This window comes from Caulobacter sp. Root343, assembly GCF_001425745.1.
Classification (GTDB): domain Bacteria; phylum Pseudomonadota; class Alphaproteobacteria; order Caulobacterales; family Caulobacteraceae; genus Caulobacter.
Genome location: NZ_LMDF01000005.1, coordinates 715,478 through 728,065 on the forward strand (window position 1 = coordinate 715,478; position 12,588 = coordinate 728,065).

General features: G+C 69.2%; 13 protein-coding genes. 10 read left to right on the top strand and 3 right to left on the bottom strand.

The window, feature by feature from the left end; all coding sequences use genetic code 11:
• Window positions 1-48 precede the first annotated feature (48 nt).
• Entirely contained in the window at window positions 49-774 is a 726-nt protein-coding gene (locus ASC70_RS07265; RefSeq protein ID WP_056048117.1) for a methylated-DNA--[protein]-cysteine S-methyltransferase, read from the top strand.
• A complete protein-coding gene (locus ASC70_RS07270; protein WP_056048120.1) occupies window positions 771-1,457 on the top strand; it encodes a 2OG-Fe(II) oxygenase in 687 nt (228 codons plus the stop codon). The genes ASC70_RS07265 and ASC70_RS07270 overlap by 4 nt, the downstream gene beginning before the upstream one ends.
• Window positions 1,458-1,617: 160 nt before the next feature.
• On the opposite strand, the gene ASC70_RS07275 is transcribed toward ASC70_RS07270, so the two are convergent.
• Entirely contained in the window at window positions 1,618-2,184 is a 567-nt protein-coding gene (locus ASC70_RS07275) for an NnrU family protein (RefSeq protein WP_056048122.1), read from the bottom strand.
• Window positions 2,185-2,330: 146 nt separating this feature from the next.
• Here ASC70_RS07275 and ASC70_RS07280 point away from each other — a divergent pair, with 146 nt between their 5' ends.
• The 8 genes from ASC70_RS07280 (at window position 2,331) to ASC70_RS07310 (ending at window position 10,413) form a co-directional block, all read left to right on the top strand.
• Entirely contained in the window at window positions 2,331-3,191 is an 861-nt protein-coding gene (locus ASC70_RS07280; protein WP_056048125.1) for a TIGR01459 family HAD-type hydrolase, read from the top strand.
• A 58-nt stretch (window positions 3,192-3,249) separates the two neighbouring features.
• Window positions 3,250-3,675 (top strand): MaoC family dehydratase, encoded by a 426-nt coding sequence (locus ASC70_RS07285; protein ID WP_162247192.1) that lies wholly within the window; start codon window positions 3,250-3,252, stop codon window positions 3,673-3,675.
• Window positions 3,675-4,628 (top strand): bifunctional riboflavin kinase/FAD synthetase, encoded by a 954-nt coding sequence (locus tag ASC70_RS07290; RefSeq protein WP_056048128.1) that lies wholly within the window; start codon window positions 3,675-3,677, stop codon window positions 4,626-4,628. Before ASC70_RS07285 ends, ASC70_RS07290 begins: the two co-directional genes overlap by 1 nt.
• 190 nt (window positions 4,629-4,818) lie before the next feature.
• Window positions 4,819-5,910, top strand: a complete 1,092-nt coding sequence (locus tag ASC70_RS07295) for a S1C family serine protease (protein WP_056048131.1) — start codon at window positions 4,819-4,821, stop codon at window positions 5,908-5,910.
• 148 nt (window positions 5,911-6,058) lie between these two features.
• Window positions 6,059-6,103 carry a hypothetical protein gene (locus ASC70_RS25265; protein ID WP_181242883.1) on the top strand — a complete coding sequence of 15 codons (45 nt, stop codon included), beginning with the start codon at window positions 6,059-6,061 and terminating at the stop codon, window positions 6,101-6,103.
• Window positions 6,104-6,180: 77 nt separating this feature from the next.
• Window positions 6,181-9,081 carry an isoleucine--tRNA ligase gene (gene ileS, locus ASC70_RS07300; protein ID WP_056048135.1) on the top strand — a complete coding sequence of 967 codons (2,901 nt, stop codon included), beginning with the start codon at window positions 6,181-6,183 and terminating at the stop codon, window positions 9,079-9,081.
• A 125-nt stretch (window positions 9,082-9,206) separates the two neighbouring features.
• Window positions 9,207-9,731 carry a signal peptidase II gene (gene lspA, locus ASC70_RS07305; protein ID WP_082539829.1) on the top strand — a complete coding sequence of 175 codons (525 nt, stop codon included), beginning with the start codon at window positions 9,207-9,209 and terminating at the stop codon, window positions 9,729-9,731.
• 109 nt (window positions 9,732-9,840) lie between these two features.
• A complete protein-coding gene (locus ASC70_RS07310; RefSeq protein WP_056048141.1) occupies window positions 9,841-10,413 on the top strand; it encodes a DUF3035 domain-containing protein in 573 nt (190 codons plus the stop codon).
• A 135-nt stretch (window positions 10,414-10,548) separates the two neighbouring features.
• Here ASC70_RS07310 and ASC70_RS07315 read toward each other — a convergent pair whose 3' ends face one another.
• Both ASC70_RS07315 and ASC70_RS07320 read right to left on the bottom strand, forming a co-directional pair.
• Window positions 10,549-11,496, bottom strand: a complete 948-nt coding sequence (locus tag ASC70_RS07315; RefSeq protein WP_056048143.1) for a TraB/GumN family protein — start codon at window positions 11,494-11,496, stop codon at window positions 10,549-10,551.
• Window positions 11,497-11,550: 54 nt separating this feature from the next.
• Window positions 11,551-12,555 (bottom strand): TraB/GumN family protein, encoded by a 1,005-nt coding sequence (locus ASC70_RS07320; protein WP_369815092.1) that lies wholly within the window; start codon window positions 12,553-12,555, stop codon window positions 11,551-11,553.
• Window positions 12,556-12,588 lie beyond the last annotated feature (33 nt).

The window sequence follows — 12,588 nt, forward strand, 5'->3', positions numbered from 1 at the left end:
CGGCCCCGTGGCCGGGCGCATGGTCTCCCTACGAAAGGAGACCTACCGATGACCGCTCCCATCTATCCCGATGACGACGCCCGCTGGGCCGCCGCCCGCGCCAAGGACCGCGCCGCCGAAGGCGTCTTCTACATGGGCGTGCACACCACCGGCGTCTATTGCCTGGCCAGCTGCGGCGGCCGCCCGCTGCGCAAGAACGTCAGGTTCTACGCCACCCGCGAGGACGCCCGCGCCGCCGGCCTGCGCGCCTGCCTGCGCTGCAAGCCGGACATCGATCGCGAGACCCTGCGTTGGGGGATCGCGCAGACCAGCCTGGGCCTGGCCCTGGTCGCCCGCTCGGAGACGGGCCTGCGCCTGGTCACCTTGGGCGACGACGCCGAGACGCTGAAGGCGGATCTGGAGAAGCGCTTCAAGCACGCCCGCATCGTCCTCGACGCCGAGGGCCTGGCCGGCGACCTGAAGGCGGTGGCCGACCTCGTCGACCATCCCGACCACCGCCCGAGCCTGCCGATCGACGCCAGAGGCACCGAGCTGCAACAGGCCGTCTGGGCCGCCCTGCGCGAGATCCCGGCGGGCCAGACCGCGTCCTATGCCGACATCGCCCGCGCCATCGGCCGGTCCAGCGCTTTCCGCGCCGTGGCCCAGGCCTGTGGAGCCAACCCTCTGGCGGTGATCACGCCCTGCCACCGCGTGGTCCGCGCCGACGGCGGCCTGTCCGGCTATCGCTGGGGCGTCGAGCGCAAGCGAGCGCTCCTGGCACGGGAGGCGGCGTGACTCTAGACTGGAGCCGCATCGCCGCCGAGCTGGACGCCCGCGGCTGGGCCCTGACCGGCCCGCTGCTGAAGCCCGAGACCTGCAACGCGATCGCCGACCTCTATCCGCGCGACGCGGGCTTCCGCAGCCGGGTGGTGATGGCCCGCCACGGCTTCGGGCGCGGCGAGTACAAGTACTTCAGCTACCCCCTGCCGGACGTCGTGCAACGGCTCCGGCAGGGCCTGTACGGGCCGCTGTCGACGATCGCCAACCGCTGGGCCGAGCGGCTGGGCGAGGACCGGCGCTTCCCCGAGAACCTGGACGACATGCTGGCCCGCTGCCGTGAAGCCGGCCAGGTCCGGCCGACGCCGCTGCTGCTGACCTACGGCCCCGGCGACTACAACTGCCTGCACCAGGACCTCTATGGCGAACACGTCTTCCCCCTGCAGGCGGCCTTCCTGCTGGACGAGCCGGGACGCGACTTCGAGGGCGGCGAGTTCGTGCTGGTCGAGCAGCGCCCCCGCCAGCAGTCCGCGCCCCAGGTCGTGCCGCTGCGTCAGGGCGAGGGCGTGATCTTCGCGGTCCGCGAACGCCCGGCCGAAGGCGTGCGCGGCGTGCACCGCCGGGTGCTGCGGCACGGGGTCAGCGAGATCCGGGCCGGGAGGCGGCGGACCTTGGGCGTGATCTTTCACGACGCGACCTGACCGCCTCTAGCTCTCCTCCCCCTCTGGGGGAGGGGGACCGGCGAACGCCGGTGGAGGGGCCCTGGGTGTTTCAGCCGCACGACCGCTTCGCGGACCCCTCCGTCTCGATGCGTATTCGCATCGATCCACCTCCCCCTAATGGGGAGGAGGGTCCCCCCATTCATCCCAGCGGTGAAACCCCGAACAGCACCCGGTGCAGGAAGAACACGAACACGCACCACAGCACCGTCCCGGCCACCACCGCGATGACATCCGCGCGCGGCCTGACCACCACCGGGGCCGGCTCCTTGCGACCCAAGGCCGAGATCAGGTCGAGGATCGCCCAGACCAGGAACGCGCCGAACAGGGTCACCGAGGCCTGGTCGCCATTGGCCAGCAGGTGGCCGCTGGACCAGAAGATCACGCCCAGCAGCATCGGATGGCGCACGGTCGCCTTGATCCGTCCGGTCGGGGCGTTGGCGGTCGGCATCAGCACGAAGGCCATCCAGACCAGCACCCAGGTCACGCGACGTCCCCAGGCCGGCGGGTCGTAGAGCTGCGGCGCGGTCGGCCGGAACAGGATCCAGCCCCAGATGATCAGGCCCAGACCCACGAACGAGGCCAGCGAATAGAGGCCCTTCCAGCGCTTGGGACTGGCGGCGATCTGGGCGTCGCGATACGGCCCGGCCAGGATCCGCACCGAGTGGACGCCCAGGAACACGACCAGCCCCAGGATCAGAATCGTCATGCCCGCCTCCCGTTTGGGCGGAGGATAGTCACGGAACGCGGGTCTTCGAAAGCGTCGCGGCGAAGCTCTTGAATTCACGCCGATCAGCAACAGCTAAGGTTCCTGGCGACATTGACGCCTCGCCCTTACCCCCGTATCGCGCACCCATGATGGACTTCCCCGCCGGCCTTTCCGACCTTTCCGACCGCTATGACGTGGTGCTCTGCGACGTCTGGGGCGTGATCCACAACGGTGTGGCCAGCTTTCCCGAGGCCTGCGCGGCCCTGACGAAGTGGGCGGAGACCAAGGGTCCGGTGGTGCTGATCTCGAACTCGCCGCGCCCCTCGTTCGACGTGGTGGCGCAGCTGGACAGCCTAGGCGTGCCGCGCTCGGCCTGGAACGGCTTCGTCACCTCGGGCGACGCCACCCGCGCGCTGTTGCAGCCCCACGCCGGGACCAAGGTCTGGAAGGTTGGCCCCGAGCGCGACGCGCCGCTGTGGGCCGGCTTCGACCTCACCCTCGCCGGCTGCGAGGACGCCGACTTCATCCTGTGCTCGGGCCTCTACGAGGACGAGACGGAGGTCCCCGAGGACTATCGCGACCGCCTGAAGGTCGCCGCCGACCGGGGCCTGCTGTTCATCTGCGCCAATCCCGACCGCGTGGTGCAGCGCGGCGATCGGCTGATCTTCTGCGCGGGATCGCTGGCCGACCTCTATGAGAGCCTGGGCGGCCAGGTGGTGATGGCAGGCAAGCCCTATGGGGCGATCTACGACCTGGCCCTGGCCGAGGCGGCCAAGCTGCTGGACCGCCCCGTCGATCGGGACCGCGTGCTCTGTGTCGGCGACGGCGTCATCACCGACGTCAAGGGCGCCCACGAGCAGAAGCTGGCCTGCCTGTTCGTCGCCAAGGGCATCCACGGCGAGAAGGCCGTCGGTCCCGACGGCCGCCTGAACCCCGACGCCGTCCAGGCCCTGCTGGACGCCGAGGCGGTGGGCGCGACCCACGCCATCGGCGATCTGGTCTGGTGAACACGGATTGTCCCGCTAAACTGTGGTGCAATGCACAATAAAAACCGCAGGGGAACGCATCATGCAGGGTAAGTTTCTGGAAGAGCTGAGCGTCGGCCAGTCGGCCGAACTGGTCCGTACGGTCGGCGAGGCCGACATCGAGGCCTTCGCCGACGTGACCGGCGACAACAATCCCGTCCACCTGGACGCCGACTACGCCGCCACCACCAGCTTCGGCGAGCGCATCGCCCACGGCATGCTGTCGGCCGGCTATATCTCGGCGGTGCTGGGCACCACCCTGCCGGGTCCGGGCGCGATCTACCTGTCGCAGGCCCTGCGCTTCAAGCGCCCGGTCCGGATCGGCGACGCCGTCACCGCCCGCGCCACCGTCACCGAGATCGACCAGGCCAAGGCCCGCGTCACCTTCGCCACCGTCTGCCTGGTCAACGGCAAGCCGGTGGTCGACGGCGAGGCCGTGGTCATGGTTCCCCGCAAGGCCGCCTGATGCACCTGAAGACCGTCCACGCCTGGAAGAACCTGCCCCCCGAGGAGCGCGGCGCATCCGTGGCGCTCGGCAATTTCGACGGCGTGCATCGCGGCCACCAGCAGGTCATCGCGCAGGCGGCGAAAGCGGCCCTGGCTGGCAAGACGCCGCTGGGCGTGGTCAGCTTCGATCCGCATCCGCGCCGGCTGTTTCGCCCGAGCGAACCGGCCTTCAAGCTGATGACCCACGGCCAGCAGGCCCGCGCCCTGGGCGGACTGGGCGTGGACCTGTTCTACCTGCTGCCGTTCGACTTCGAGATGGCCAGCTTCGGCGACCGCGAGTTCGTCGAGAAGGTGCTGGTCGAGGCCCTGGCCGTGAAGCACGTGGCCGTCGGCTTCGACATCTCGTTCGGCCGAGGCCGATCGGGCAGCGCCGACCTGATGAGGACCTACGGCGCCGAGTACGGCTTCACCGTCTCGGTGGCCGAGCCGGTGGCCGAATTCTCGGCCGGGGGGGACGGCGAGAAGTTCTCGTCCACCGGCGTGCGCGACGCCCTGCGCGACGGCCATCCGGAGCAGGCCGCCCGTATCCTGGGGCGGCCGTTCGCCATCGAGGGCGTGGTGCGCCGGGGCCAGCAGCTGGGCCGCCAGCTGGGCTTCCCGACCGCCAATGTCGAGGTCGAGGACTATGTGGTGCCCAAGCTGGGCGTCTACGCCACCCGCACCCGCCTGCCCGACGGCCGCGAGGTGCCGGGCGTGGCCAATCTCGGCAACAATCCGACCACCGGCGAGGTCGAGACCCGGCTGGAGACCTGGCTGTTCGACTTCGACGAAGACCTTTACGGTCAGGTGATCGAGACCGACCTGATCGCCTTCCTGCGCCCCGAGCTGAAGTTCGACAGCATCGACCTGCTGGTCCAGCAGGTGCTGAAGGACGAGCAGGCCGCCCGCGCGATCGTGGCGCCGGGGTTTTAGCGTCCTTCTCCCCTTGCGGGAGAAGGTGGCTCGCGAAGCGAGACGGATGAGGGGTCGCGCCGCCCTATCCGGACAGGCCTATCGACCCCTCATCCGTCAGCTTCGCTGACACCTTCTCCCGCAAGGGGAGAAGGGGTTTCCGATCCTCACCCCACCCGTTAACCTTCCTGAACGGCTGGGTGGGGACCGCATGCTCAAGGGACGCAAGTACGATCTGTTCGCGCGCGCCAAGCAGCCCGCGCCCCTACGTCGGCACGAGATCCTGGCCTATCCGGACGGCGCCCAGCTGGTGTTCGACACCGGCAAGGCGCTTGAGGTCGAGGGCGGCTATTGCGCCCTGCCCGACGGCGATCTGCTGGACGCCTATTCCAACGCCGTGGTCCGCGCGGTCGAGCGGGTCGGGCCCAGCGTGGTGCGCATCCATCCGATGCTGGAGGACCCGCGGATGGCGGGCGTGGGCTCGGGCTTCGCCATAGGCGAGGGCGGGCTGATCCTGACCAATAGCCACGTGATCCAGGGCGCCAGCCGCTTCGTGGTCATCACCGCCGAAGGCCGCAGCCTGACGGCGCGCTGCGTCGGCGACGATCCCGACACCGACCTGGCGGTGATCAAGGTCGACCAGGCCGCCGATATCCCGGTGGCCCGGCTGGGCGACTCCAAGAAGCTGCGGCGCGGCCAGCTGATCATCGCCATCGGCGCGCCGCTGGGCTTCGAGGCCACGGTGACCACCGGCGTCGTCTCGGCCCTGGGCCGATCCTTGCGCGGCGAGCGCGGCCGGCTGATCGAGGACCTGATCCAGACCGACGCGGCGCTCAATCCGGGCAATAGCGGCGGGCCGCTGGTCAATTCCACCGGCGAGGTGGTCGGCATCGCCACGGCGATCATCGCCGGCTACCAGGGCCTGTGCTTCGCGGTCGCCGCCAACACCGCCCGCTTCGTGATCGCCGAGCTGCTGGCCCACGGCCACGTGCGGCGCGGCTCGATCGGGCTCATAGCCCAGCAGGCCCCGATCCCGCCGGCCCTGGCCCAGGCGACAGGCGTGCGCCAGCCCTATGCGGTCTATGTCGCCCACGTCGATCTGGGCGGACCGGCGGCCAAGGCGGGGCTGCGCGAGGGCGACCTGCTGGTGGCGGCCGGCGACCAGCCGCTGACCGGGCTCGACGACTTGCTGCGGGCGCTGGACCACCACAGCATCGGCCGCCCGACCGTGTTCACGGTGATCCGCCAGGCGAGATTGATGAGCGTGACGGTGACGCCGAAGCCGCGAAAGCCGGGGGCTTAGGGTCACTTGCCCCCTCCGGGCCTTCGGCCCTCCTCCCCCGGAGGGGGAAGAAGGGATCGCGTCTTCTTCCCCCTCCGGGGGAGGAGCGCGTCAGCGCGGAGGGGGCAAGTACTGGCGTCTCCTCCCGCCCTCTGCTATCCCCCACGCCATGAGTTCCGTTCGGAAGATTTCGCGAATTATCCGCCCGGCGTGACGCCGCCGGACGATCCTGCAGCGCGCGCCGGGTTCTCACGCCCTCTTCCGACCCCTTTCAAAGCCGGACCTTTTTCCATGGCCGACGACGCCACGACCGCCCGCGACTATCGCGAAACCGTCTTCCTGCCCGACACCCCGTTCCCGATGCGTGGCGGCCTGCCCAAGAAGGAGCCCGAGATCCTGGAGGGCTGGGCCGCGCTTTCGGACAAGGGCCTGTACGGCGCGATCCGCGCCAAGCGCCAGGCCGACGGCGCGCCGCTGTTCGTGCTGCACGACGGCCCGCCCTACGCCAACGGGGCCATCCACATCGGCCACGCCCTGAACAAGACGCTGAAGGACTTCGTGGTCCGTTCGCGCTTCGCCCTGGGCTACGACGTCGACTACGTGCCGGGCTGGGACTGCCACGGCCTGCCGATCGAGTGGAAGATCGAGGAAGAGTTCCGCGCCAAGGGCCGCCGCAAGGACGAGGTCCCGGCCGAGGAGTTCCGCACCCGCTGCCGCGAATACGCCGGCGGCTGGATCGAGGCCCAGAAGACCGAGTTCCAGCGCCTGGGCGTGCTGGGCGACTGGTGGAGCCGCTACGCCACCATGGACTTCAACTCGGAAGCCACCATCGTCGCCGAGTTCCACAAGTTCGCCGCCTCTGGCCAGCTCTATCGCGGCTCCAAGCCGGTGATGTGGAGCCCCGTCGAGCGCACGGCCCTGGCCGAGGCCGAGATCGAGTATCACGACCACGTCTCGCCGACGATCTGGGTCAAGTTCCCGGTCGTCGAGGGCTCGGACGCCGCCACCGGCGCCAGCGTGGTGATCTGGACGACCACGCCCTGGACCATCCCGGCCAACCGCGCAGTCTCGTACAATCCCGACGTCGCCTACGCCGCTTACGAGGTCGTGGCGCTGGAGGAGAACCTCGAGTTCGCCCCCTGGTCGGCGCCAGGCGACCGCCTGGTCATCGCCGAGAAGCTGGCCGACGACGTGATGAAGGCGGCCAAGGTCGCCAGCTTCAAGAAGCTGGAGAGCGTCGACTGCGAAGGCATGGTCCTGGCCCATCCGCTGGCCGCGCTGGACACCCACTACGGCTTCGCCGTGCCGATGCTGGCCGGCGACCACGTCACCGACGACGCGGGCACGGGCTTCGTCCACACCGCGCCGGGCCATGGCGCCGACGACTACAATGTCTGGCTGGCCCACGGTCATCGCGAAATCCCCGACACGGTGGATCCGGACGGGGCCTACTACCCGCATGTGCCGCTGTTCGGCGGTCTGAAGGTGCTGGAGACCGAGGGCAAGAAGGTCGGCAAGTTCGGCCCCGCCAACGGCGCGGTGATGGACAAGCTGATCGAGGCCGGCGCCCTGCTGGCCCGCGGCCGGGTCGAGCACAGCTATCCGCACAGCTGGCGCTCGAAGGCCCCGGTGATCTTCCGCAACACCCCGCAGTGGTTCATCCGCATGGACCACGCCGATGAGACCGGCCAGACCCTGCGCGAGAAGGCCCTGAAGGCCATCGCCGACACCGCCTTCCACCCCGACGCCGGTCGCAACCGCATCGGCTCGATGGTCGAGGGCCGTCCCGACTGGCTGGTCAGCCGCCAGCGCGCCTGGGGCACGCCCCTGGCGATGTTCGTCGACAAGCACACCGGCCATCCGCTGATGGACCCGGAGGTCAACGGCCGCATCCTGGCCGCCATCCGCGAAGGCGGGGCCGACGCCTGGTTCAAGCGCCCCGACGCCGACTTCCTGGGCCATCACGATCCGGCCCTCTACGAGAAGGTCGGCGACATCCTCGACGTCTGGTTCGACTCGGGCTGCACCCACGCCTTCACGATCGAGGGCCGTGACGACAGCCACTGGCCGGCCGACCTCTATCTGGAAGGCTCCGACCAGCATCGCGGCTGGTTCCAGTCGTCCTTGCTGGAAGGCTGCGGCACCCGCGGCCGCGCGCCCTACAAGGCGGTTCTCACCCATGGGTTCACCCAGGACGAGAACGGCGAGAAGATGTCCAAGTCCAAGGGCAACACCGTCGAGCCGCAGACCATCACCAAGGAAAGCGGCGCCGAGATCCTGCGCCTGTGGGCGGCGATGGTCGACTATTCGGAAGACCAGCGGATCGGCAAGACGATCCTGGCCACCACCACCGACGCCTATCGCAAGCTGCGCAACACCACGCGCTACCTGCTGGGGGCCCTGGCCGGCTTCACGGAAGAGGAGCGGGTCACCGACTACGCCGACTTCCCGCCGCTGGAGAAGTACATCCTGCATCGCCTGTGGGAGCTGGATCGCGACGTCCGCGCCGCCTACGAGAGCTATCGCTTCAGCGACGTGACCCGGCCGCTGATCGAGTTCTGCCAGGGCGACCTTTCGACCCTGTTCTTCGACATCCGCAAGGACAGCCTCTATTGCGACGCGCCTAACGCCCTCCGGCGGAAGGCCTATCGCACGGTGCTGGACTATGTGTTCGAGCGCCTGACCATCTGGCTGTCGCCGCTGACCAGCTTCACCATGGAAGAGGCGTGGCAGACGCGCTTCCCCGAGGCGGGCTCCAACAGTCTGCGGGTGATTCCAGCCACGCCGGCCGGGTGGGAAAACCCCGCCGAGGCCGCGCGCTGGGCCAAGGTCGAGACGGTGATGTCGGTGGTGACCGGCGCCCTGGAAGTCGAACGTCGCGAAAAGCGGGTCGGCTCGGCGCTGGAGGCCGCGCCGGTGGTCCACGTCGCCGACGCCGACCTGCTGGCCGCCTTCGACGGCCTGGACGCGGCCGAGGTGTTCCGCACTTCCGCCGCTACGCTTTTGGCCGGTGACGCCGGCGCGTTCCGGACCGACGAGGTCAAGGGCGTCTCGGTGGACCCGAAACTGGCGGAGGGCCAGAAGTGCGCCCGCTCGTGGCGGATCCTGCCCGAGGTGGGAACCGACCCCCGCTATCCGGAGCTTAGCCTTCGCGACGCCGAAGCGGTGGCGTACTGGGACGCGACGCACTGAGAAGTCTCCCTCTCCCATAGGGAGAGGGGTAGGGGTGAGGGGTTACACCGGCTACCGATGTAACCCCTCACCTCCCACCGCTTCGCGGCGGGTCCCTCCTCTCCCTATGGGAGAGGGTTCAGATTATGAGCGGCGATAGAGTGACGACACCCTTGAACATCACCCGCCTCGGCTGGACCGCCTACGCCGTCGCCGCCGCCACGCTGGTCCTGGACCAGATCTCCAAGCTCTGGGCCTTGGGCCTGCTCGGCCGCGAGCAGGGCGGGTCCGTGCATGTGCTGGGTCCGCTGTACCTGACCATGGTCCATAACTACGGCATGAGCTTCGGCCTGCTGAAGGACAGCGACTGGGGCCGCTGGCTGCTGATCGGCTTTTCGATCCTGGTGGTCGTCGGCCTGGCCTTCTGGGCGCGGCAATCGACCAAGCTGCTGCCCGCGCTGGGGATCGGCATGATCATCGGCGCGGCGATCGGCAACAATCTGATCGACCGAGTGATGTACGGCTACGTCGTCGACTTCATCGACGTCTCGCGCCTGCATTTCCCCTGGGTGTTCAACGTCGCCGACTCCGGAATCAACATCGGCGTGGCCCTGCTGCTGATCGACAGCTTCCTCTACGGCGAGAAGAAACTGGCCGAGCAGGCCGAGTAAAATGGGCCGAATGACGCCGCAATCGCGTGGGAGATTGGCGCCCGCGCGATGATGTCGTATCGAGAGCGTCCGAAATTTGGGCCGGGGGTCGGCCGTGGAGCATGGTTTGATGAGTTTCAATCGGGTCGCGACCGTGAGCGCCCTGACCGCCGTGGCCGTGATCGGCTTGGCCGGCTGCACCTCCACCCAGAAAGCCCTGGGCATGAGCAAGGTGGTCCCCGACGAATTCCGCGTGGTGAGCAAGGCTCCTCTGGCCGTGCCGCCGGACTACGCCCTGCGCCCGCCGGCGCCCGGCGAGCCGCGTCCGCAGGAGCTGCAGCCGGAAAGCGCGGCCCGCGCCGCCCTGATCGGCCAGAGCAACGCCGCCGGCCGTTCGGAAGGCGAGAAGCTGCTGGTCTCGCGCGCCGGCTCCGACAAGGCCGATCCGCTGATCCGCTTCGTCGTCGATGACGAGAACGGCGACCTGGCCCACAAGGACGAGAGCTTCGCCAGCAAGGTGATGTTCTGGAAGAAGGGCCAGCCCAAGGCCGCCAATGTCGCCACCGCCGCCGAATCCGGCGCCAACGCCCCGGTGGAGGTCGACGCCGCCGCCGAGGAGGCTCGCCTGAAGAAGCTGGTCGGCTCGGGCGGCGTGGTCATCAGCCGCGAGAAGAAGACCGGCATCAAGCTGCCGGGCCTGTAGGCTCAGCCCACCGAGAATCGAACGGCCCGGGACCTAGCGGTTCCGGGCCGTTTTTCGTTTCGGGGGCGGCCCCTCGGAACGCCCGGGTCGCACACGAAGCCCCTCTCTCTATAAGAGAGGGATTTTTGGCGACCTCTACCCGTCCCCCGGCGTGCGCACCGTGATCCCCCGCGCCCGCAGCTTGTCCAGCACCCCGCCTTCGGCCACCAGGCCGCGCATCGGAAAGACGGCGATCGCGTGGCCAGGGGTCTTGAGCAGCTCGGCCAGGGTCCCGACCTCGTCGTCGACCGACTGGCGCTTGGCGTCGGCCACGCCGGGCAGCAGCAGCTCGCAGCGCTCGTCGCTGCGCGGACCGGCCAGGGCGGCCTTCACTCGCCCCTGGGCCCAGGCCTCGGCCGCCAGGCGGGGCGCGGCGGGGCCGGCCTCGACCGTGTCGAGCGTCTCGGCCAGGCAGACCAGGCCCGCCTCTTCGGTGTGGTCGCGGACCAGGGCCTTGAGCATCGGCATGGCCTTGTGGACCTGGGCCGGTCGAGGCTTGGCCTTGTGCTTGCGCGCCAGGGCCTTGATCGTCTTCTCCGGCTCCATCCCCTGCAGCTCGGCCTTGTGGTCCGCCTTGCTATCCAGCTGCAGGGCGACAATCAGCGGCTTCCAGTCTTTCCAGCCGTCGGGGTCCTTGGGGTCGGCCGCCGCCCAGGCGCGCCGCAAGCGGGCGGCCAAGGCCGGCGAGCGCTGGACCCAGCCGTCGTCGCCCTTCAGTCGCTTGCGCAACTTCAGCAGGCCCGGAAGGTCCGTCAGCCCCGCGCGCCACTCCGACGGCGTGATCACCGCGAAGGCGCCGTCCAGGCGGTGTTCCAGCACCGACTTGTCCCACGCCAGGCCCTTGGGCAAGGCGTTCGGCGTCCCCAGGACATAGATCGTGGTGTCGGCGTCGGTGACGCGCCACCAGGCCGGGCCGGGCAGCTTGGCGCTGACCACCAGGGCCTCGACCACATTGGCCTGCGGATCGTCGATGACCTGGGCGCGCGCGCCGCCAGCCATGACGGCGGCGACGGCCAGGGCCAGGCCGGTCAGTTTCAAATGCATGGTGTTCCCCGATGTCGCCGGACCTTGGTGGGTCACCGCGGCGAAAGCTTGGCCTTATTCAGGCGCTGTCACGGTGAAGCCCTTGGCGCGCAGGCGATCCAGCACCCCGCCCTGGGTCAGCAGCGAGCGCAGCTCGATGACGGCCACGCTCTTGCCGGGCTTCTTCAGGGCCGAGGTGATCGCGCCGACGGCGTCGTCCTGACCGTCCTTGAACTGGCGGGCGATCCAGGGCGTGGAGGCCAGGCACCGCTGATAGCCGCGCTCGGCCGAGACCACCTCGCGCACCTGGCCCTCGGCCCACTGCTCGGCGGTTTCACGGACGGTGGCCAGGCCGTTCTCGGCCTGCTTGAGGCCCGCGTCCAGGCACAGTTCCTGTAACGGTTGGGGGGCTTCGGCCAGCGACTTGACCATGCCGATCAGGTCGTAGTCATCCAGCTTCTTGACCCGAGGCTGGACGGCGATGTCCTTGCTCTTGGCCAGGTCGCGAAAGCGGTCGGTGAACTTCCCGACGGTGATCGAGACGCCGTCGCCCCCCCGGCTGTTGGCGACGATGAAGCCCGCCAGCGCCGGTTTGAACTTGTCGAACTCGTCGGCCCGCTTGCCCCGGGCCTTCAACTGCTTCTCCAGCCGCGCGCGCAGATCTGGCGGCAGGGTCTCGCGCATCGGCTGGCCCGTCATGAACTGCTTGCCGCGCCCGGGGATCAGGGCCAGCAGGCTGAGGATCCGGACCTCGGGCTGCTGGCCGATGATCAGCACATTGGCCCCGTTCAGCCGGCGACGCAGCACCGAGTCGTCGAAATCCAGCTTGTCCGGCGTGAAGGCCGGGATGCCCATCACATAGACCGTGGTGTCGCCGTCGGTGACCTTCCACCAGGCCGGACCGGGCAGACGGGCGTTGACGATCAGCTCCTCGACCAGGTTGGCCTGGCTGTCGACCGGCGTCAGGTCCACGGGCTTGCTCTGGTAAATCGAGACCTCGTTCTTCGCTTGGGCCAGGGCCGAGCCTCCGCACATCAATGAAAGCGCCAGGCCGGCGGCGGCGAAACGGGTCAGGATCACTATCTGTCTTCCTCGAACGGCGGCGGAATCGAT

What these genes read in the sequence shown, in the direction of transcription:
- ASC70_RS07280 (WP_056048125.1), top strand. Translation starts at nt 2,331, where the DNA reads ATGATGGACTTCCCCGCCGGCCTTTCCGACCTTTCCGACCGCTATGAC.
- ASC70_RS07290 (WP_056048128.1), top strand. Translation starts at nt 3,675, where the DNA reads ATGCACCTGAAGACCGTCCACGCCTGGAAGAACCTGCCCCCCGAGGAG.
- ASC70_RS07310 (WP_056048141.1), top strand. Translation starts at nt 9,841, where the DNA reads ATGAGTTTCAATCGGGTCGCGACCGTGAGCGCCCTGACCGCCGTGGCC.
- ASC70_RS07265 (WP_056048117.1), top strand. Translation starts at nt 49, where the DNA reads ATGACCGCTCCCATCTATCCCGATGACGACGCCCGCTGGGCCGCCGCC.
- ASC70_RS07315 (WP_056048143.1), bottom strand. Translation starts at nt 11,496, where the DNA reads ATGCATTTGAAACTGACCGGCCTGGCCCTGGCCGTCGCCGCCGTCATG.
- lspA (WP_082539829.1), top strand. Translation starts at nt 9,207, where the DNA reads ATGAGCGGCGATAGAGTGACGACACCCTTGAACATCACCCGCCTCGGC.
- ASC70_RS07295 (WP_056048131.1), top strand. Translation starts at nt 4,819, where the DNA reads ATGCTCAAGGGACGCAAGTACGATCTGTTCGCGCGCGCCAAGCAGCCC.
- ileS (WP_056048135.1), top strand. Translation starts at nt 6,181, where the DNA reads ATGGCCGACGACGCCACGACCGCCCGCGACTATCGCGAAACCGTCTTC.
- ASC70_RS07275 (WP_056048122.1), bottom strand. Translation starts at nt 2,184, where the DNA reads ATGACGATTCTGATCCTGGGGCTGGTCGTGTTCCTGGGCGTCCACTCG.